Annotated in this window: 15 protein-coding genes; 11 read left to right on the top strand and 4 right to left on the bottom strand. The window is 49.9% G+C overall.

Going from position 1 to position 21,222, the window contains the following annotated elements:
- Window positions 1-129: 129 nt before the first annotated feature.
- On the top strand, window positions 130-2,265 hold the full coding sequence (ppk1, locus tag CRO03_RS09530; RefSeq protein ID WP_097111404.1) for a polyphosphate kinase 1: 2,136 nt from the start codon (window positions 130-132) through the stop codon (window positions 2,263-2,265).
- A gap of 38 nt (window positions 2,266-2,303) precedes the next feature.
- Entirely contained in the window at window positions 2,304-3,794 is a 1,491-nt protein-coding gene (locus tag CRO03_RS09525; RefSeq protein WP_097111666.1) for a Ppx/GppA phosphatase family protein, read from the top strand.
- Window positions 3,795-3,818: 24 nt separating this feature from the next.
- Here the strand turns inward: CRO03_RS09525 and CRO03_RS09520 are convergent, their stop codons facing one another.
- Window positions 3,819-4,664 (bottom strand): patatin-like phospholipase family protein, encoded by an 846-nt coding sequence (locus tag CRO03_RS09520; RefSeq protein ID WP_097111665.1) that lies wholly within the window; start codon window positions 4,662-4,664, stop codon window positions 3,819-3,821.
- Window positions 4,665-4,826: 162 nt separating this feature from the next.
- Here CRO03_RS09520 and arsB point away from each other — a divergent pair, with 162 nt between their 5' ends.
- The 7 genes from arsB to CRO03_RS09485 all read left to right on the top strand — a co-directional run bounded on the left by arsB (window position 4,827) and on the right by CRO03_RS09485 (window position 12,212).
- Window positions 4,827-5,843 (top strand): ACR3 family arsenite efflux transporter, encoded by a 1,017-nt coding sequence (gene arsB / locus CRO03_RS09515; protein WP_097111403.1) that lies wholly within the window; start codon window positions 4,827-4,829, stop codon window positions 5,841-5,843.
- A gap of 193 nt (window positions 5,844-6,036) precedes the next feature.
- Window positions 6,037-7,479 carry a dihydrolipoyl dehydrogenase gene (locus CRO03_RS09510; RefSeq protein ID WP_097111402.1) on the top strand — a complete coding sequence of 481 codons (1,443 nt, stop codon included), beginning with the start codon at window positions 6,037-6,039 and terminating at the stop codon, window positions 7,477-7,479.
- A gap of 135 nt (window positions 7,480-7,614) precedes the next feature.
- Window positions 7,615-8,571, top strand: coding sequence for a magnesium/cobalt transporter CorA (corA, locus tag CRO03_RS09505; protein ID WP_097111401.1), 957 nt, complete (start codon window positions 7,615-7,617; stop codon window positions 8,569-8,571).
- Window positions 8,572-8,689: 118 nt separating this feature from the next.
- Window positions 8,690-10,009, top strand: a complete 1,320-nt coding sequence (locus CRO03_RS09500) for an amidohydrolase (RefSeq protein ID WP_097111400.1) — start codon at window positions 8,690-8,692, stop codon at window positions 10,007-10,009.
- Window positions 10,006-10,587, top strand: a complete 582-nt coding sequence (locus tag CRO03_RS09495; protein ID WP_097111399.1) for a DNA-3-methyladenine glycosylase I — start codon at window positions 10,006-10,008, stop codon at window positions 10,585-10,587. Before CRO03_RS09500 ends, CRO03_RS09495 begins: the two co-directional genes overlap by 4 nt.
- A gap of 51 nt (window positions 10,588-10,638) precedes the next feature.
- Window positions 10,639-11,061: an arsenate reductase ArsC gene (locus CRO03_RS09490; RefSeq protein ID WP_097111398.1), complete on the top strand. Its 423-nt coding sequence runs from the start codon at window positions 10,639-10,641 to the stop codon at window positions 11,059-11,061.
- A 299-nt stretch (window positions 11,062-11,360) separates the two neighbouring features.
- On the top strand, window positions 11,361-12,212 hold the full coding sequence (locus CRO03_RS09485) for a hypothetical protein (protein ID WP_097111397.1): 852 nt from the start codon (window positions 11,361-11,363) through the stop codon (window positions 12,210-12,212).
- A gap of 9 nt (window positions 12,213-12,221) precedes the next feature.
- Here the strand turns inward: CRO03_RS09485 and phoR are convergent, their stop codons facing one another.
- Both phoR and phoB read right to left on the bottom strand, forming a co-directional pair.
- Complete coding sequence (gene phoR, locus CRO03_RS09480) at window positions 12,222-13,565, bottom strand: phosphate regulon sensor histidine kinase PhoR (protein ID WP_097111396.1); 1,344 nt, start codon at window positions 13,563-13,565, stop codon at window positions 12,222-12,224.
- Window positions 13,566-13,570: 5 nt separating this feature from the next.
- Entirely contained in the window at window positions 13,571-14,257 is a 687-nt protein-coding gene (phoB, locus tag CRO03_RS09475) for a phosphate regulon transcriptional regulator PhoB (RefSeq protein WP_097111395.1), read from the bottom strand.
- Between the two features lie 368 nt (window positions 14,258-14,625).
- Between phoB and CRO03_RS09470 the strand changes: the two genes are divergently transcribed.
- Both CRO03_RS09470 and CRO03_RS09465 read left to right on the top strand, forming a co-directional pair.
- Window positions 14,626-17,310 carry a hypothetical protein gene (locus tag CRO03_RS09470; RefSeq protein ID WP_097111394.1) on the top strand — a complete coding sequence of 895 codons (2,685 nt, stop codon included), beginning with the start codon at window positions 14,626-14,628 and terminating at the stop codon, window positions 17,308-17,310.
- 102 nt (window positions 17,311-17,412) lie between these two features.
- Window positions 17,413-20,073: a TonB-dependent receptor domain-containing protein gene (locus tag CRO03_RS09465; protein ID WP_097111393.1), complete on the top strand. Its 2,661-nt coding sequence runs from the start codon at window positions 17,413-17,415 to the stop codon at window positions 20,071-20,073.
- Between the two features lie 76 nt (window positions 20,074-20,149).
- On the opposite strand, the gene CRO03_RS09460 is transcribed toward CRO03_RS09465, so the two are convergent.
- Complete coding sequence (locus tag CRO03_RS09460) at window positions 20,150-21,055, bottom strand: porin (protein ID WP_097111664.1); 906 nt, start codon at window positions 21,053-21,055, stop codon at window positions 20,150-20,152.
- Window positions 21,056-21,222: the final 167 nt, after the last annotated feature.

The following is a 21,222-nucleotide window of genomic DNA, read 5'->3' as shown; positions in this document are numbered from 1 at the left end:
GGCCTCCAATCTTACCACCACAACTAAAATGCAAACCTGCACCCAGCTTTCTGCTGGGTGAAGCGTTTCATCATTTTGTCACAAAAATGCCATAGTGTGCTTTGCAGGCAGTAAGCAGGAGCAATCAGAATGGATCAGCCAGCATCACAACAACTCAGCAACGGGGCACACCCTGACTACCCGTTATTTCCACGCGAACTAAGCTGGCTGGCTTTTAATGGCCGGGTATTACAGGAAGCCGCAGACACCCGCAACCCGCCCATAGAGCGGTTACGGTTTTTAGGCATCTACTCTAACAACCTTGATGAGTTTTTCCGGGTGCGGGTCGCGGACGTGAAGCGGCGGATCCTGTTGAAAAAATACCAGACCTGGGAGCACGAAGATGCAGAAACCCTGTTGCAGCAAATTCAGCAACAGGTAAAAGAACTGGGCAAGCAGTTTAATAAAATTTATATGGATATTCAGCTGGAGCTGCGCAAGCACAATATTGAGCTTATTGATGACAGCAAACTGACCGAGGCGCAGTCTGCCTGGGTAAAAGCATTTTTCCGCAGCGAAGTAAAACGCCACATATCACCCATTATCCTGTCCAGCACCGACAGCTCACTAAGCAAAATTCTGGAAGATAACACCACCTACCTGATGGTGGAAATGACCGGTAATGGCAAACCCGATTACGCCATTATCGAAGTGCCTACTGCCGAGGTATCGCGCTTTATTGAATTACCACTGCAGCTGAATACCCGGAAAAAAAATGGTCATTACCGCCGGCAGATTTTATTGTTAGACGACATTATCAACCACTGCGCCAGCGACTTATTCAACGGTTTTTTTCAGTTTGACAGCATTTGCACTTTTTCACTGAAACTGACCCGTGACGCCGAATATAATATCAGTGACACCCTTGACCAGAGCCTGATTGATAAAATGTCCAAAGGTATTCGCCAGCGCTTAAAATCTGAACCAACCCGGCTGGTATACGATGCCGCCATGCCCGAGCAAATGCTGAAAGTACTGACCAAACAACTCGGCACCAGCTCTACCGATGCGCTGATTGCCGGTAGTCGCTATCGCAACTTTAAAGATTTTATTGGCTTTCCTAACCTCGGCCACCAGAGTATGGAATTCCCGCCGATGCAGCCATTACCCAGCCCGGATTTCGAGCACTACTCCACCAGTTTTGATGCAATCCGGGCCACTGATATTTTGCTGTATTATCCGTATCATAACTTTAGTTATTTTACCGAATGGGTGCGCCAGGCCTCATTTGACCCGAAAGTCAGCCATATTAAAATGACTATGTACCGGGTGGCGAAGCACTCGCGGGTTATTCACTCCTTACTGGATGCGGTGCGCAACGGCAAAAAAGTCACCGTGGTGGTGGAGCTGAAAGCCCGCTTTGACGAAGAAAATAACATTAACTGGGCCCGGCGGATGACCGATGCCGGCATTGAAGTTATTTTCGGCCAGACCACTTTGAAAATACACTCTAAACTGTGTTTAATCACCCGTCTGGAAAAAGGTAAAGCGATGCGCTATGGCCACATTGGCACCGGCAATTTTAATGAGAAAACCGCCCGCATATACACCGACATGAGCCTGTTTACCTGCCACAGCGAAATTACTACCGAAATTGATCAGGTATTTGAGTTTATTCAGTACTCGTACCGGCCCTTTAATTTCCGGCATTTAATTGTCTCACCTACCTGGAGCCGGCCGCGGCTGCTCAGTTTAATTCAGCGCGAAATCGACTTTGCTACCAGCGGTCGCAAAGCCGAAATCTTTTTAAAAGTGAATAACCTGGTCGATGAAGAAATTGTTCAGCTTCTTTATAAAGCCAGCCAGGCCGGGGTTAAAATCCGGATGATCATCCGCGGTATGTGCTCATTGCTGCCAGGGCTACCGGGTAAAAGCCAGAATATTAAAATCATCAGCGTGCTGGACCGCTACTTAGAACATGCCCGGGTATACTTATTTCATAACGGCGGCGACACCGCGTTGTATATCTCGTCAGCAGACTGGATGACCCGCAATATTGATCAGCGGGTGGAGGTTGGCGTGCCGGTCTATGACAACCGGATTAAGCAGCAAATTATCAGCACCCTTGATATCCAGTGGCGGGATAACGTTAAGGCGCGTATTATTGACGGCAAACATTCTAACGCTTATGTTAAGCGCGGTAATAAACGCAATTTGCGTTCCCAGCAGGAAATTTATCATTTTCTGGCGCGACAACAGGCGGTACAGGTTGATGCAGACAATTGACAGATTCTGAACAAATAGCGCCTTCAAACGCTGATTATATGGCAGCCGTTGATCTCGGCTCCAACAGTTTTCATATGGTTATTGCCCGGGTCATTGACGGCTCTTTGCAACTACTACACCGGGAAAAGCAAAAAGTACAGTTGGCAGAAGGCCTGAACGATGAGCTGGTGCTGAGCGAAGAAGCCATTGAACGCGGCTTGCAGGTACTGGCGCAGTTTGCTGATACTTTGCAGCCCTTCGCCCCGAACGCCGTAAGGGTTATTGCTACCTATACCCTGCGCCGGGCGCGTAACTCAGCCACGTTTTTACGTCGCGCCAAAGTGGTATTCCCTTTCCCGATAGAAGTCATATCCGGTCAGGAAGAAGCCCGTTTTATTTATCAGGGCGTCGCCCACTTTGAACATTTCAGTGCCAAACGGCTGGTGATTGACATTGGCGGTGGCAGTACCGAATTTGCCATTGGTGAAGGGTTGCAGCCGCTACGCTTAAGCAGCCGCAATATGGGCTGCGTCAGCTATGGCCAGAGCCATTTCGCCCAGGGCAAGATTAGCCTGAGGCGCTTTGAGCGCGCAATCTTGCAGGCCGAGCAGGAGCTGGAGCCCATAGTCAGCAGCTTTCGCAACGCCGGTTGGCAGCAAGCGGTCGGCACCTCAGGCACCATTAAAACCATCAAAGATGTGATCTCTGGCCTGGGCTGGAATAACAGCAGCATTCGCCTGAATGACTTAACCGCGCTAAAACGCCATTTGCTGCAACACCATCATGCCAGTGAATTGGAATTAACTGGCTTAACTGACGATCGCAAACTGCTGCTCTGTCCTGGCCTGGCTATTTTGATTGCCGCTTTTAACATGCTGCAAATTGATGAGATGGTGTATGTCGATGCCGCGCTGCGGGAAGGCGTGTTGTATGAAATGAGCGAGCGGTTGCAGCACCATGACATCCGCGAGCATACCATCAGCAGCATGATGCGCCGCTACACCGTTGACGATGCCCAAACTCAGCGGGTACAACAGACTGCTCAGGCGCTGTTTAACCAGGTACAGGCTGCCTGGCAACTCACTGACGACGATGGATTACTGCTAAGTTTTGCCTGCAGGGTGTATGAAATAGGCCTGCAAATTAATTCTTCGGGTATTCAGAAGCACTCTGCTTATATTCTGCAAAACGCCAACCTGCCAGGCTTTAATCAGGAGCAACAACAATTACTTGCCTGCCTGGTGCGCTTTCACCGCCGTAAAATCCGGGCCGATGAGCTGCCTATTTTCAGTTTGTATCAGCTACCACAGGTTATAAACCTGCTGGTCCTATTGCGGCTGGCAGTGTTACTGAATCAGAAGCGACGGGACGATTTCGTGCCAGAGTTTACGCTCAGTGCCAGTGCTCAGCAGCTGCAGCTCGTGTTGCCACCAGAGTGGCTGGCCCAGCAGAGTGTATTATCAGCTGATTTGCAGCTGGAACAAAAGGCCCTGAAGAAAATTGCGTTCCGGCTCGATTGCCCGAACCTGCCAGAGACCGTTGTTTACTAAGCACTTACTAAAGCAATAACTGCTTTAAGCCGTGACATGTTGCAAACCGCTTATCCGACCGGCCTGATACCCCGCTTCCAGCTGTTGCGGGTTCTGACAAAAGCGGCCAACCGCAAAATTAGCAGGCGGCGCCACCACCCTGACCGTGCAATCAGCCGGTGGCGAGGCAATAAAATCCAGCGCCTGATTATAGCGAGCCGTCCGGCTCAGTACCGCCGTAAACAGCCAGGGGTATTGTTTAAAGAAGGGTTTCATCAGCACAGGAAAGCGGCTGGCACGTTTCCGATAGCCGCTGGGCTGCGACAGTACCACGGTAATATCCCGTGCCCCCATGTCATACGCTTTAAGCACCGGAATGGCATCAGCCAGACCGCCGTCGGTCATTTGCTCACCGTCTATCCGCGGGAAATCACGGTACATCAGTGGTATGGCACAAGACGCCGGAAACAGCTGATGCATATTGTCCCCGGTCACTTCAAAATAACAGGCCTGGCCACTACTGACGCTGGTGGTGACTGCATAAAGTGGTACCTGCTGGCGCACATAATGACTAACATTAAGCGGCACCTCATCAAAAGAGGCGTGCCATAGCCAGCTGACGTCACAAAAATGGCCCCCTTTCAGATAACGGCGCCAGTTTAAAAAATCAGCCCGCCGGGCATGGTCTAATAAGATCTGGCGGCTGCGACCGTGATCTGCAGCCAGGTAACCAATTAGGTTAGTCGAGCCGGCGGAGACGCCAATGGCAAACTGAAACGGCTGATATTGCTGCTCAATAAAGGCGTCCAGCACGCCCGCAGCAAAAATGCCACGCATTGCACCACCTTCAACAACCAGTGCGGACGATTTTGGCTGATTACAATTACTCATCGTACCTCCTGTTAATACTTTGTAGCCTAACACAGCGATACCAGGAGTTGTAGTACGAGTTTTGCCATAGCTGCGCTGCCAACCAGAACTAACGCTGGCCATTCTTCTGCTTAATCTGTTCTAATCGTTATATCAATACAATCATTGCAGTCAGAATTTTATATGGGCATTTTCGAGCGTTATTTATCGGTTTGGGTGGCACTGTGTATTATTGCCGGGGTGCTGCTTGGCAATCTGTTCCCGGCGATATTTCAGGCTATTGCCGCTCTGGAATACGGCCAGATTAATCTGGTGGTGGCAGTGCTTATCTGGCTGATGATTTACCCGATGATGGTGCAGATAGATTTCAGTGCGATTAAAGATGTCGGTAAAAAGCCAAAAGGTCTGCTGTTAACTCTGGTAATGAACTGGCTGGTAAAGCCTTTTACGATGGCGGCGCTGGGCTGGTTGTTTTTTAAAGTGTTTTTTGCCGGTTTAGTCGACCCACAAAGTGCCAATGAATATATCGCCGGCATGATCTTACTGGGCGTGGCCCCCTGCACCGCTATGGTATTTGTCTGGAGCCAGTTAACCAAAGGCGATGCTAATTACACCCTGGTACAGGTTTCAGTAAACGACATTATTATGATTTTCGCCTTTGCGCCGCTGGCTGCTTTGCTACTGGGCGTGAGTGATATAGTCGTGCCATGGCAAACGCTTTTATTGTCAGTTGTGCTGTATGTACTGCTGCCACTGGTCGCCGGGGTGCTGACCCGCAAAAAACTTAACAGTGGTAGCAGTGAGCAACGGATTGGCCAGTTTCTGGCTAAAGCCAAGCCATGGTCGATGATTGGTTTACTGGCCACCGTTTTACTACTATTTGGCTTTCAGGCACAAACTATCGTTGCCAAGCCACTTATTATTCTGCTGATTGCCATACCGTTATTGATTCAAACCTACGGCATTTTTGCCATTACCTATGCCATAGCGAAAAAAATCAAGCTGCCACATAACATTGCCGCACCGGCTTGTATGATTAGTACCTCTAACTTTTTTGAGCTGGCCGTCGCAGTGGCAATCGCCTTATTTGGTTTAAACAGCGGCGCCGCCTTAGCCACCGTTGTTGGCGTACTGGTTGAAGTGCCGGTTATGTTGTCACTGGTTTGGTTTGCCAATAAAACCCGGCACTGGTTTAACTAAGCCAGATCGGCTGCCAATTACGCTGGTAAATGTTTAACAGAAAACCGCTTCAGCCCCACCTTCAGGCGCTTCTGCTATCCTGTTAGTAACGGATAAGCTGATTTTGCTGCTAAGGCGCAGAATATAATGATTTCCGCGCTTAGCACGCCTCACTTTAGCAACGACTTCACCGATTTAAACACAAGGCATTTATATGGATAAGAAACATGTCGACGTCGCTATCATCGGTGCCGGTACGGCCGGGCTTACCGCTTACAATGCTGCACGCAAACACACCGACAAGCTGGTACTGATTGAAAGCGGCAGCTATGGCACTACCTGTGCCCGGGTGGGTTGTATGCCGAGCAAACTATTGATTGCCGCCGCAGAACGCGCCCACGATGCTGCGAATAGTGGACTATTTGGTATTCAGATTAATGATATCGTCATTGATAGTGAGCAGGTGCTTAAACGTGTCCGCCAGGAAAGAGATAACTTTGTCGGATCGGTACTTAAGTCAATGCAAGCCATTGCCGATGACCACAAACTAAAGGGCCCTGCCCGTTTTCTCGCGCCGGGTTTGCTGGCAGTTGGCGAAACAACTGAAATCGCAGCAAAGCGTATTGTTATTGCTACCGGCTCAAGCCCGGTTATTCCCGAGATGTTTCAGGGGTTAGGCAAACGGTTACTAACCACCGACAACCTGTTTGAACTACCCGCATTGCCAAAGAACATAGCGGTATTTGGTGCTGGCGCGATTGGGCTGGAACTGGGGCAGGCCTTAAGCCGGCTGGGTGTCGATGTGTACCTGTTTGGCCGCAGCGGCGCTGTGGCCGGTATTGCTGACAAGGAAATACGCGACTATGCCAGGCAATACTTTAACAAAGAATTTTATTTAGATACCGATGCCGACGTAACAGATATTTCAGCGGTTACGGACGGTGTTTCTATCAGCTTTACACATCGTGACAAAGGGCCGGTAACCGGGCTGTTTGATTATGTTTTGCTGGCAACCGGTCGCGCTCCTAATTTAAATAGTCTGGATTTGCAAAACAGCGGCCTGAGTTTAAATGATAAAGGCCTGCCGCTGACTGACCCCTCAACATTGCAATGTGGCGATAAGCCGGTTTTTCTGGTCGGTGATGCCAATCAGCAGCTTCCTATGCTGCATGAAGCGGCGCATGAAGGCAGAATTGCCGGCGACAACGCCGGACATTATCCGGATCTAATTTCTGCCAAGCGGTATGTGCCGTTTTCAGTGGTGTTTACCAGCCCGCAGATTAGCAGCGTTGGTACCTTACCCTCTCATATGGCAGCGGCGGAACGCGAAAAATATGCGCAAGGCAGCAGTTCTTTTGAAGAGCAGGGTCGCAGTAAGGTCATTGCTAAAAATCAGGGATTACTGAAAGTTTACGCCAGACGCGACAACGGGGTCTTTACCGGCGCCGAGATGTTTGGCCCGGCGGCTGAGCATATCGGCCATCTGCTGGCCTGGGCGGCACAACAGCGGATGACGGTGTCGTCGATGCTGGCAATGCCTTTCTATCATCCGGTTATCGAAGAAGGAGTACGAACTGCGCTGAAAGAATTGCAGCATAATCTGCACAAATCCAGCCCGGAGGTTAACCCCTGCCTGGAATGCGGACCGGGTACTTAGCTATGCTAACTAAGCATGCTAACTATCCAAGCTAACCATCAGTTAATCATCAGCACTCTCATACCGGAAGGCTGAATTAATAACCGCTGTTCTGGTAGACTAAAGGCTTAACATAGCTTAATTCATGAGGGCGCTATGATCCGCTTATTTACGATTGACCAGGGCATTATCCGGGAGATCCCGGTTGCCGGAGCAACTGATGATCTGGAGCTGATGCGCACCGCTCACTGGATTGATGCCCATGAGCCTACCGAGCCGGAACGTGAGCTGCTTAGTACCTTGCTAAGTGTTGAGCTGCCCGAGTCAGATGATGTGGAAGAAATTGAAGCCTCGGCCCGTTGTTTTGTCGATCAGGCCGGTATTCATGTCCACTCGTTGTTTCTGGCGCCGCAGGAAGGGCGTCATGTCACGGTAACGGTCGCCTGCATTTTGCAAAATGAACGGCTTATCACCATTCGTGAGGACGAAATTGCCGACTTTCGGTTACTGCGGCTGCGCGCCCGCCGTGGTCAGGTCAGTTGCTCTGATCCGGCCGGTCTGCTGGTCACTATTCTTGAGCAAAAAGTGGAAAACCATGCCGATACAGTGGAAGACTTGCACCGCCAGCTGGAGGAAGTCAGTCATCTGGTATTGGAGGAAAAAGATTCAGAGCTTTATCAGGCCATCAGCAAAATGGCGCGGCTGGAAGACAGCAACGGTAAAATCCGGCTGTGCTTAATGGATACCCAGCGCGATATTTCTTTTTTGCTGCGTAACCTGAAAGGCCGGCCCGCCCACGAAGAAACCCTGCGCGAAATTATGCGCGATGTTGAAACTCTGATGTCCCACACCACCTTTTTATTCGATAAAATCAACTTTCTGATGGACTCTACCCAGGGTTTTATTAACATCCGCCAGAACCAGATTATTAAAACCTTCTCCATAGCGGCCGTGGTATTTCTACCGCCTACCCTGGTGGCCAGTGCCTATGGCATGAACTTCAGCCATATGCCGGAACTGCAGTGGCTATTAGGTTACCCGTGGGCATTAGGGCTGATGCTGCTTTCCGGCTTTGCCCCCTACTGGTTTTTTAAGCGCAAAGGCTGGTTGTAGCAGCCGGGATGGAATAGCCTGGCTGTAGCAGCCTGGTTATTACAAGAGCATATGGCTTGGCTTTTTGGCAGACTGCGCTTAAGGTAGTGCTACTTCATAGTCACTATCCGGAACTTCTATGCGCCTGTCACTGCTAAGCCTCGCTGTACTACCTTTGTTATATACGCCACTGGCCGTCGCCGAGCAACGGCCTGAGCTGGCAAAGTCCATTCAAAGCGTGATGCCAAAGGTCATTGACTGGCGGCGCGATATTCACCAGCATCCGGAGCTGTCGAACCGTGAAGTGCGCACGGCTGCCAAGGTGGCGGCGCATTTAGAAAAGCTTGGCCTTGAGGTACGCACCGGCATTGCCCATACCGGCGTGGTCGGCATTTTAAAGGGTGCTAAACCCGGGCCGGTAGTAGCGCTGCGCGCCGATATGGACGCCTTGCCGGTAACCGAGCAAACCGGCTTACCCTTCGCATCCAAAGTCGTAAGTGAATTTAACGGCCAGCAAACCGGGGTAATGCATGCCTGCGGCCACGATGCTCATGTCGCGATGTTAATGGGCGCAGCCGAAGTGCTAAGCCAGCAGCAAGCAGAGCTTGCCGGCACCATTATGTTTATCTTTCAACCGGCAGAAGAAGGCCCGCCAGCCGGCGAGGAAGGTGGTGCTAAGATGATGCTGGCCGAGGGACTATTTGCCAACCCTACCCCGACAGCTATTTTTGGCCTGCATGTCTGGCCGGGCGAACCGGGCCAGCTGCAGGTGAAAACCGAAGGCATTATGGCCGCTGCCGACAGCTTTCAAATCACTGTCAAAGGCAAACAGGTGCATGGCTCCAGCCCGTGGCGCGGCATAGACCCGATTAACGTTACCGGCCAGCTGATCAACGCCATTAACCTGATACCGGCCCGGCAGATAGATGTGACCAAGGCACCGGCAGTCGTGTCGTTTGGTCAGGTCCACGGCGGTATCCGCTGGAATATTATTCCGGATGACGTCAAATTAGAAGGCACTATCCGCACCTTTGACAGCGAAATGCGCGAGGATTTAATCGCCCGGATGGCCCATACCAGCGAACATATTGCCAAAGCCAGCGGCGCTGAGGCTGATTTTCATGTCCATAACTTTGCGGCAGTAACCTGGAATGACCCGGCCCTGACAGACTGGGCGATGCCAAGCCTGCAGTGGGCTGCCGGCGACAACGGCGTGGCGCCGATAAAACCCATTACCGGCGCTGAAGATTTCTCGTTCTATCAGCAGCAAATTCCCGGAGTATTCTTCTTTTTAGGCATTTCACCCGATGACACCCCGCTTAGTGAGGTACCACCAAACCACTCGCCGATGTTTGACGTCAACGAAGACGCTTTAGTCAACGGCGTGCGGGCACTAACCGGCTTAGCGCTGGACTACCTGGCCGCACCGCCACAGCAGGCAGCACAGGGGGCAGAATGAACAAGGAATTATGCCGTTGTAGCTGGGTTGACTTAAGCAAACCCGATTACGTAGCCTACCACGATACCGAATGGGGCGTACCGGTATATGACGATAATAAACTATTTGAATTTTTAACCCTGGAGGCCGCTCAGGCTGGCCTGAGCTGGTATACAGTGTTAAAAAAACGCGATAATTACCGTGCCGCCTTTGCTAATTTTGACCCGGTGAAGGTGGCGGCTTTTGATGATGCCAAAGCCGCTGAATTACTGCAAAACCCGGGGATAATCCGTAACCGCTTAAAAGTAGCGGCGGCAATTAACAACGCAGCGCGGTTTATAGAAGTACAGGCCGAATTTGGCAGTTTCAGCAACTATCAGTGGCGCTTTGTTAATGGCGCACCGCAGCAAAACAGCATTGCAAGCCCAGGCGATTTTCGCGCTACCAGCCCGGAATCAGATGCCTTTAGTAAAGATTTAAAAAAACGCGGCTTTAAGTTTGTCGGCTCAACTATTATCTATGCCCATATGCAGGCCTGCGGTATGGTTAATGATCATCAAAATAATTGCTTTCGGAAAACAGCAGTGAAAACTGATTGATATATAGAAAAACATATATATACTTTTCTGCATATATATAGCGAGGTCAATATGAAGAAGCCAACTGTTGTTTTTATTTGCACTGAAAACTCTGCCCGTTCGCTAATGGCTGAGGCCATAGCCAAACAACGCTACAGCGATCGTTTTGAAGTGTTCAGCGCCGGCACCGCACCAACTACACCGGATGCCAAAGCGCTAAAAGCATTAGCGGGTCATAGTTTTGAAACGGCTAACCTCAGTTCAAAATCATTAGCTGAATTAACGGATGTCAGCATCGACTATGCCATTATCTTATGCAGCAAAGCCAATCAGGAATGTGCTGAGGGGCTTGCGGCTAAACACATACTAAGCTGGGATTTTCCTGATCCTAAAGTCGGCAATACAGATAAAACCTATGAAACTACTATCCATGAGTTGGCTGAGCGGCTGAATATGTTTGTATTGCTGTATGATAAAGAAGTTCGGGTTAAGTGAGCACTGCACTAAGTTTTTAAAATTAGCGGTACAAAGCCTTGCCTGCGGCAACAGCTCGTCTGCCTGAGCCGTTATGGCTAAGGTTGCGAAATCTCAGGTAGTGGCCTTGCAAGTTTTACGTTAACCGTCAGTAATATATTCAATCTTACTCCCCCAGGTCACGCCCGTCAGCCAGCACACTTGTATATTGTCAGGCGCCAACACAACAACGGCGCTATTACTGGTTAATTTTCCAACCCGGGCACGAAACCTGCTTTTAGTAACTACCAGTATATTTTTCAGCCACCTGAGGGCCGCCCATGAGCAGCAACATTATCGACGACACTACAGCGGAACCCGCCGGCTCGCCACTTGGCAGCATTAACCAGTATTTTCATCAGCTCTACGCCGACCGAAAGCAGCATTTTAGAAATAAAATTAAACAGGGCAAAGTATTGTTGGTTATCAGGATGGACAGCCGGCTGGTGATCAGTTGCGGGGGAGAAATCCAGAAATACCTTGTTAACGGCAAGACATATCATCAGTTAAAAGCGCTGGCCCACAGCACCCTGGCGGCCTATTACAGCTTACTGCACTCACCTCTGGCTGAGGCCGTACCGCGACTTAAAAACTGGCTGCAGCAAATGCAGTCAGCACCAGGGCCTGCTATCGCCTCAGAGGTAACAGAGATTATTGGTAAGCTGCTGCAGCAGGTTGCACATCAACATACCCTCGGTCATTTACAAATACTCGAGTACGCCAGGCAACTGGAACCGGTGTTTAGTCAGTTGCTGCTGCAAAGCGCGGAGGATGAGGTCACACAACTGCATCACCAGTTGAGCCGCATTACAGAAAAATACGCTTTCGCCACCAGCGACACTTTTTTTATCGTGATGGGTGGACCCCAGGCCAGATCGCGTGAGCTGGCCAAACTGGTCTTTACCAAATGGTGTAATGATACAGATGATTTACTGGTAGACCCCCAGCATCATGTCCGCTATTTGGAGGGTGCCACCAGCATTGAAGATGCCGAAGACATCATCGCCACGATGATGACCGACGGCGAGCTGGCACAAACGTTTTTAGGCCAGATCGAAGGACTGGAGCAAGATATTCTGGGCAAAGCCGCCGAAGAGGTCATTGAACGTTGTTGGCCCAAACCGCAATCTTAGTCTTCCGCACTACTTCACTTTAAACTTGGCTTTTTTTATCGGGGCAGATTTACTGTTGCCCAGCACCAGTTCGGCCGGGATGGTAAACGAAAAGCTGCTGCCACGGCCCGGCTCACTGAAAATCATCAGCTGGCTGTTGTGGCGCGATAAAACATGCTTAACAATAGCCAGACCAAGACCGGTGCCGCCGGTATTGCGTGCCCGCGCCTGATCGACCCGGTAAAAGCGCTCAGTTAAGCGTTTAACGTGATGCGGCGCTATCCCCTCACCCGTGTCATTTACTGCAAACACCGCCCGTTGATGCTGTCGTTGCCAGCTGACGCTGATGTCGCCACCTGCCGGCGTATACTTAATAGCATTGGTTACCAGGTTCGAAAAGGCACTGCGCAGCTCTTCTTTTACCCCGGTCACTTTAAGGCCAGCTTCAATATTAAAACTGATATTATGCTGCTTTTCATGGTTCAGCGCCTGTGCTTCCTGCTCCAGTGTGGCCAGCATGGCCGGCACATCAACTTCGTCGTCAAACTGCACCCTCGCCGATGCCTCTATCCGCGATAAGGTCAACAGTTGTTGCACCAGCCCGTCCATCCGCTTGGTTTGCTCCAGCATTACCGTGTGGGCTTTTTGCCACATTGCCGGCTCAGGTAACCGCTCAGAGTCAATTACCTCCAGATAGCCCTGCAGCACGGTTAATGGCGTACGCAGCTCATGCGAGACATTGGCAACAAAGTCTTTGCGAATTTGTTCAAGCTGTTTTAACTGGGTAATGTCACGAATAATCAGCAGGTACTGCTCGCTGCCGTAAGGCATCATTTTGCATTCCAGCACCAGGTTGTTATTACCATTGGCACTGATCTCCAGTGGCTGCTGAAACTGCTTTTGTTTTAAAAAGCTCTGAAATTCCGGGTTGCGCACCAGGTTGTCAATCCGCTGTCCTTCATCACTGGGCCAGCGCAGGCCCACCAGCATCTGGGCCAGTTTATTACACCAGACAATGGTCCAGTCACTGGTCAGTACCACCACCGCTTCAGGCAGTGCTTCAGCGCCATCGCGAAAACGCCGAACCAGATTGCGCAGCTCTTTGCGCTTTCTGCGCTCACGCCGCTGCTGATAATAAATACCATCAAAAATTTGCTGCCAGAACCCCCGGCCTTCCGGCGGGGAAAGCTTGCGATCGTGCCACAACCATTTGGTGATTAAAAACAGGTGATTATAGTTAGATGCCAGCAAATAAAAGCTGAGCAATAACATAAACAACATACTCTGGCCAAAGGGCCAGCCAACCAGCCCTGCCAGGGAATAAAAAAGGAAGACCTTGCTGAAAATCTTCCCTTTAGAAAGCTGTGGCCGCATAAAACCTACTTAGCAGAAAAGCGATAGCCTGAGCCCCGCACAGTTTGCACCAGCTTATCATGCCCTGCGACGGAAATCGCTTTACGTAAACGACGAATATGCACATCGACGGTCCGGTCTTCCACGTAAACGTTAGTGCCCCAGACATGGTCCAGTAGCTGCTCGCGGCTATACACCCGTTCCTGATGGGTCATAAAGAAATGCAGTAACCGAAACTCGGTCGGGCCCATATCCAGCGGCTGCTGCTGGGCCATTACCCGGTGCGCTACCGGGTCAAGCTTCAGGCCCTGCACTTCAATCACTTCATCCAGACTGGTTGGCGAAACCCGGCGGATCACAGCTTTGATCCGGGCCATCAGCTCTTTGGGTGAAAACGGCTTGGTAACATAGTCATCAGCGCCGACTTCCAGGCCACGCACTTTATCTTCTTCCTCACCGCGGGCGGTGATCATAATAATCGGAATATTACGGGTCAGCTCATGTTGCTTCATCTTTTTAGCGAACTGAATCCCACTGCCGCCCGGGATCATCCAGTCCAGTAAGACTAAATCCGGATAGGGTTCTATCAGCTGATTAATGGCGCTTGGGAAATCTTCGGCCGTAATTGCCTGATAGCCATTTTGCTCTAAAACAAAACACAACATATCTCGGATCGGGGCTTCATCTTCCACCACCAGGATCTTTCTTGCCATAAGGTTCACCACATTCTGTTAGCCGGCATTTCTTCCGGACGGTTCTAACTGTCTCTACCATCTAGTATTACTGCAGTTTATGACATTTTTATGAAAACACGAGGTTAATCTTTAGACACGGCCAATCGGCCAACCATCAAAACAAATAAATAACAAATATCACAATATTAAAACCTTAAGCCTCCGGTAATTGCATGACAGAAAAATGAATTTTTTTTGACAGCTTTCACGCCGGACCGCAGCCGGACAGTGCGGTCCGCCACTGTAACCCAAGCGTCGCATTACTGTAATAAAACCGTCACTCCCCTGCTGTAGGGTGCCTGCAACTTGATTGGCAACACCTATAACAACTCAATGGAGAGATGGTAATGGCTTTACGCAAACTGTTAAAACTAAGCGCAATAGCGTCAGCACTAATTCTGGCCGGCTGCGGTGGCGACTTGGTAGTGAATGCCGGCGGTAGCGATACTGGCGGTGGCAATGGCGGTGGTGGCACTCCTCCACCAGTTACTTCAGATTGTCCTGCGTTTGCTACTGAAGGCGACAGCCTGGCAGGCGTTGACCTGCCAGTATGTGAAATCAGCGGTACCATTACCAGCGATACCCGCCTGAGCAATGACATTGCCTGGTCTTTAAGCGGCAAAGTTACCGTGGGTAACGATAACGCTGACAGCGCTACCCTGACTATCGAGCCGGGCACCTTTGTGTATGGTAAAAGCGGCGCCGATTATCTGGTTATCGCCCGCGGTTCAAAAATTCAGGCAGTCGGCACCGTCGACGCGCCAATCGTTATGACCTCAGTTAACGACATGCTGGGTTTATCAGACGAAGAATCAACAGCTGAATGGGGCGGCCTGGTATTACTGGGTAATGCACCAAGCAACAAATGTGACCAGGCGGCGCTGGCCAGCTGTGAAATTCAGGCAGAAGGCGAAGCCGGCCCATACGGTGGTGCTGACCCGGAAGATGACAGCGGTGCATTGAAATATGTCCAGGTACGCTATGCCGGTTTTGAGGTTATTCCGGATAACGAATTAAACGGTATCACCTTTGCTGGTGTCGGTAGCGGCACTGAAGTTGAATATATTCAGGTACACAACAACCTGGATGACGGCGTAGAATTTTTCGGCGGTACAGTTGATGCTAAATACGTAGTGTTAACCGGTAACCGTGATGACTCATTAGATTGGGCTGATGGCTGGAGTGGCCGGATGCAGCACGTGCTGGTTCGTCATAACCCGAACGATACCAAGGGTAACCGTGGTATTGAAGCTGACAACCAGTCAGGTAACTTTACTGCTGAGCCGGTATCTAAGCCACGCATTGCCAACATGACCATTATCGGTAACAACTTCGATGGCGAAGATGACTCAGAAGGCGTATTACTGCGCGCTGGCACTGCCGGCGAGTTGTATAACTTCATTGTTACCGGCCCGGCAGGTATGGGTGAGTGTTTTGAAATTAACTCAGCTGAGTCAGTAACCAACGCTGGTAACGGCGAAATTATTTTCCGCAACTCTATTCTGGACTGTGCAGAGCCTACCAAAGACACTGAGGACGATGCAGGTAACGTTACCTTTGATGCTGAGGCCTGGTTCCTTGCCCAGCCTGGCAACATCATTGGTGATGCGCTGTTAGGTGGCTATATTCCGGCACCAAATTCGCCAGCCTTAGGTAATGGTTATAACGTCGCGAACAACGTTGACAGCTGGTTTGATAATGTTGATTACATCGGCGCTTTTGACGGCGAAGAAGACTGGACTGTAGGCTGGACTGTGGGTATTCACCCGGAAGACGACTTAGCTGCCTGCCCTGCCGGTACCAGCGAAGTTAACAGCTTATCTGGCCGTTTAAACTGTCAGTTAAGCGGCGACATTACCGCTAACGTAACCTTGGCTGCCGGTGCAGACTATGTGTTAGACGGTCGGGTGCGGATTGGTGTCGATAACACCACTGCTGCGACCTTAACCGTTGAGCCAGGTGTACGGATTTACGGTAAATCAGGTGCTGACTTCCTGGTTATTACCCGCGGCTCAAAAATTGAAGCGAACGGCACTGCCGCTAACCCTATCGTCATGACCTCAGTACAGGACATTATCGGCTCACCAACGGCTGCCGGCCAGTGGGGCGGTTTAGTGTTACTGGGTAACGCGCCAAGCAATAAATGTGACCAGGCTGATTTAGCCAGCTGTGAAATTCAGGCAGAAGGCGAAGCCGGCCCATACGGCGGTGCGGATGCAGAAGATAACAGCGGTACTTTAAACTACGTCGTAGTTAAACATGCTGGTTTTGAAGTTATCCCGGATAACGAATTAAACGGTATTACTTTTGCCGGTGTAGGTTCAGGTACTGAGTGTGCAAATATCCAGGTTCACCAGAACGTTGATGACGGTATCGAGATGTTTGGCGGTAGCGTCAGCTGTAAAAACGTAGTGTTAACTGCAAACGGCGATGACTCAGTAGACTGGGCCGATGGCTGGAACGGTAAACTGCAGTTCGTGCTGGTTAAACATGGTGCTGATGATTCTAAATCGAACCGCGGCATCGAAGCGGACAACCAGTCTGGTAACTTCACTGCCACACCAGTATCAAACCCTGTCATCGCTAATATGACCATTATCGGCAATAACTTTGATGGTGATGATGATTCAGAAGGCGTATTGCTGCGCGCAGGTACCAACGCCCAGCTAGCCAACTTTGTTATCACCGGTCCGGATGGTATGGGTGAGTGTCTGGAATTTGATTCAGATGAAACTAAAGCGTTAGCGGCGGCAGGTTCATTAACCATGACCCATTCGGTTATCGCTTGTGCAGAACCATTCAAAGGCGACCTGGGTAACGGTACCACTACCGAGCAATGGTTCCTGGCTCAGGAAGGCAACAGCGTTGCAGCTAATCAGGCTGCGGTACTGGACGGTATCTTCACCATCGATGCCACCATGCCTAAAGACATGACTGCGGTTGATAGCTTCTTTGAAGCAGTTGACTTCGTCGGTGCAGTAGAAGCCGGCAATGACTGGACTGCTGGCTGGACAGTTGGCTTAGAAGACTAAGCAAATCGGCACTGCCGGGGCAACCCGGCAGTGCCTTTTCTTATTCCGACATTCGATATACCAAGACTAGTAACCGTTTAAAGCTGATAGGACAACGTTCAGATGAGCAGCATTCAAAAATTTAGTTTCAGCCGTGTTGGCCGCAGTGTATTGCTGGCCTTAGGCACGACCACTGCGATGATGTCGTTAAATACCATTGCACAAGAAACGCCAGAACCCACTCAAGCCGGGCAGGAAGAAGTAGAACGTATTTCTGTCTCCGGCCGCCTGATGAGCTCTGCTGCCTCTGCTGCTGCAGAACGTCGTGAGCAAGCCTATGTAGCAGAAGTACTCGGTATGGAGCAAATTTCCCGTGCTGGTGACAGCAACGCCGCTGCTGCTTTGCGTCGGGTAACGGGTTTAACCCTGGTAAAAGACAAGTTTATTTATGTTCGCGGTTTAGGTGAGCGTTATTCCAGTACCTTATTAAATGGCGCCATGGTACCCAGCCCGGACCCCACCCGTAACGTAATTCCACTGGATATGTTTCCGGCCGGAATTATTGAAAGTTTAGTGGTACAAAAAGCCTATTCACCTGAGCTGCCTGCAGCCTTTGGTGGTGGTAATGTCAATATCCGCACCACCGCTATTCCGCTGCAAACCAGTTTTAACGTATCAATCGGTACCGGTTTTAACAGCCTGAACAGTGACGATGGCTTTGAATATGCCGGTGGTGGCGATGACTGGCGCGGCAAAGACGATGGCCAGCGCAGCATTTCACCAGCGCTTGCCAGCGCCCAGCAACAATACGGCATTTTAACGCCGATCAACATCGCAGAAGCCTTAGGCGGTATTACCGGTCCAAACCTGGCACAAGCCGAAACTATCGTGCGCGAACTGGGTACTGCTTTTAACCGTGATATCGATATCACACCGACCTCAGTAAAACCAGACTTCGACGCCAGTGCCTCCTTTGGTACCCGCTTTGACCTGACCAAAAATGTGGTTTTCGGGGTGATGTCTGGTCTGAGTTACGACCGTTCTACCCAGAATATTGACGAGCGCGAGCGTTATTATTCAGTATCAGGTGACAATCTGGTGCCACTGAATCGCTATGATGATATTAAAGGCACTGAGCATCAGGTTAAGCTGTCGGGTATGCTGAACTTCGGTTTAGAGCTCGGTATCGATCACCGCCTGGAAACCTCGACTATTTATCTCAGCGATACCAAAGATGAAATAAAGATTAAAAACGGCGACAGTATCGAAACCATTAACGAGACTAACCGTTTTAATACCGACACCAGTATCTTATATGAAGAGCGCACTATGCTGAGTAATCAGCTGCGTGGTAAGCACAACTTCCCGTACCTGATGGATTTGGCAGTAGACTGGCAGTACACCGACGCCAAAGCACGGCGCAATGCGCCAGGCGAAGTGGAATATCGCTACCTGAACGAAACCCAGGATGATGGCTCAGTGTTCTCTTTCCTGCGTCGGAATCAGAATGCAGTGAATTACAGCTTCAGTGATATGAAAGATAACACTGAAAACCTTAGTTGGAATGCCAAGCTGCCACTGACACTGGGTAAAGCTGAAATGACCTTCAGCGGCGGCTACAGCTATTTCGAACGTAGCCGTAATGCCCAGACTGACCGCTTTAACTTTGATACGGTAGGTTATAGCCTTGAGCAATTGTCAGGCAGCTTCTCAGAAATTTTCTCTGACAGCAATATTTTGAACCCGGCTAACGGCTTTAAAATTTCTAACGTTACCACCCAGGCCGATGACTACCTGGCTGCGCAAATGATTGATGCCGGATACGGTGCCCTGGAAATTAACTACGACTACATGTTCCGGTTAAACATTGGCGTGCGCTATGAAGATTTTAAACAAATTTCATTGCCACTCACTGCCGATGGCACTGTCAGCGGCACCGTTACTGACTCTGTGCTACTGGAAGATGGCTTCTACCCGGCTTTATCATTAACCTGGTTTGTTGATGATGACCTGCAGGCTCGCTTTGGCTACAGTAAAACGGTAGTCCGCCCCGATTTACGGGAAGTAACACCAGTACTTTATGTCGACCCGTTAACCGACTTTAAAGTAACCGGCTTCTCCGGCCTGAAAAGCACCGACATCAGCAGTTTTGATGCCCGGCTTGAATGGTACTACGACAACAGCAACTACAGTTTTGGCCTGTTCTATAAAGATCTGGACAACCCGATTGAAGCAATCGAATTATCAGGCTCTGACGGTAACCTGTTAATGTCTTTCCGCAACGGCCAGAGCGGTAAAGTGTATGGTGGTGAAGCAGAGTTTCTGCAGCAACTGGATATGTTTAGCGGCGAATTCGGTAAATTTGCTAATAACTTCTTTGTTGCCGGTAACCTGACAATCAGTGAGTCTGAAATCAGCATTCAGCCGTTCCCGGGTGCCGATTTAACCAACTTAACGCGGGGGCTAAGTGGCCACTCCAAGTTTGTCACTAACCTGCAGCTTGGCTTTGACTCTGACGATAACAAGCACAATGCTACCCTTACCTATAACGTATTTGGTAAGCGGATTGCCTTTGCTGGTGTTAACGACAAAGACGATGCCTTTGAGCAGCCCTTTCATTCACTGGATTTCACCTACGGTTACACCCCGCTGGAAAACATGACGCTGAAAGTAGGCCTGAAAAACTTACTGGATGAAGAAGTGGAAATTCTGCAGCAGGGCGAGATCCTGCAACAACGGACCGAAGGTCAGAGTTACAGCTTAAGTTTCTCTTACAAATACTAAGGCGGCTTACCCTGCCTAAACAAAAACGCCGGTCAGTGACCGGCGTTTTTTTATGTTAAGCCTTAAGCGCTTAATCTTAGAATTTATGCTTTATGCCGACGGCCAGATAGTCACGATCAGGTGCCGCTAAATCAAAATTAAAACTACTATACCATGCATATAAAGTGGTGTTTTTACCTGCTTTATAATCAGCACCGATACTGACTGCGTCATCATCTTCCAGGGTCTGATATTGAGCCTTTAACTCGGTTTTACCGAATGGGTAAGCCGCGCTGACTAACCAGCCATCCTGCTCCAGGCCGCTGAGAATATTTTCCTGAGTATGATACATTGCACCCAGTTTTACACCTGACAATTTTGTCCGGACATGAGCGCGCATGGCATCATAACCGGCAACATCCGAATCCATGGCTATAGCGGCAAAGAAATTACCGTCTTTCAGGCTGTCATCACCATAATAAACCGCCGCAGAAAAGGCGTCTTCGGCATCAGCAGCATCTTCCATCACGTAGGTTAAATGCACACCAAAGCCATTATAGGTTGGGGTGTAATAGGTAACAGAGTCGCTGGCCCGCACTTCACCACGCCATAAATTTTTAACGTCAGCTTCGTAATCACTGAATAAATCAATTTTGCCCTGGGCATCTTTTAATGCTGTGTCATGCCGGCCTAACCGTACTTCACCAAAATTACCTTTTAAACCGATATATTGGTTGCGCGAGGTAATATTGTCGCCGTTACCCACATCAGCCAGATCCACACCCCACTCAACCTGGTATACCAGTGTCAGGCCGTGGTCCAGTTCAAAATCGCCCTTTAAACCAAAGCGTGAGCTGTTGCTCTTTAACTCAGAGAAGCGGCCTTCGCCTTCATCGCTGGATTGCGCCGATACATTCAACTGGCCATATACCGTTACCGGATCGGCCTGAACTGTGGTTGCACCTGCCAAAGCCATTGCTAATGCTACTGCGGATTTTTTCATATTCTGCACCTGAGTTAATTCAGTAATTATTGCCGCAACGGCGATAATCACTGCTGCTGTTGTTGACGGCGGCTATATTATGGTCACTTTATGACATTTAGATGACAAAGTGGCATTTTTATGACTATTAAATGATGCTTTTATGACTTAACGCAAACCTTAAGGTT

The organism is Arsukibacterium tuosuense (assembly GCF_900215315.1).
GTDB classification, from domain to species: Bacteria; Pseudomonadota; Gammaproteobacteria; order Enterobacterales; family Alteromonadaceae; genus Alishewanella; species Alishewanella tuosuense.
This window is presented reverse-complemented; position numbering and strand designations above follow the sequence as displayed.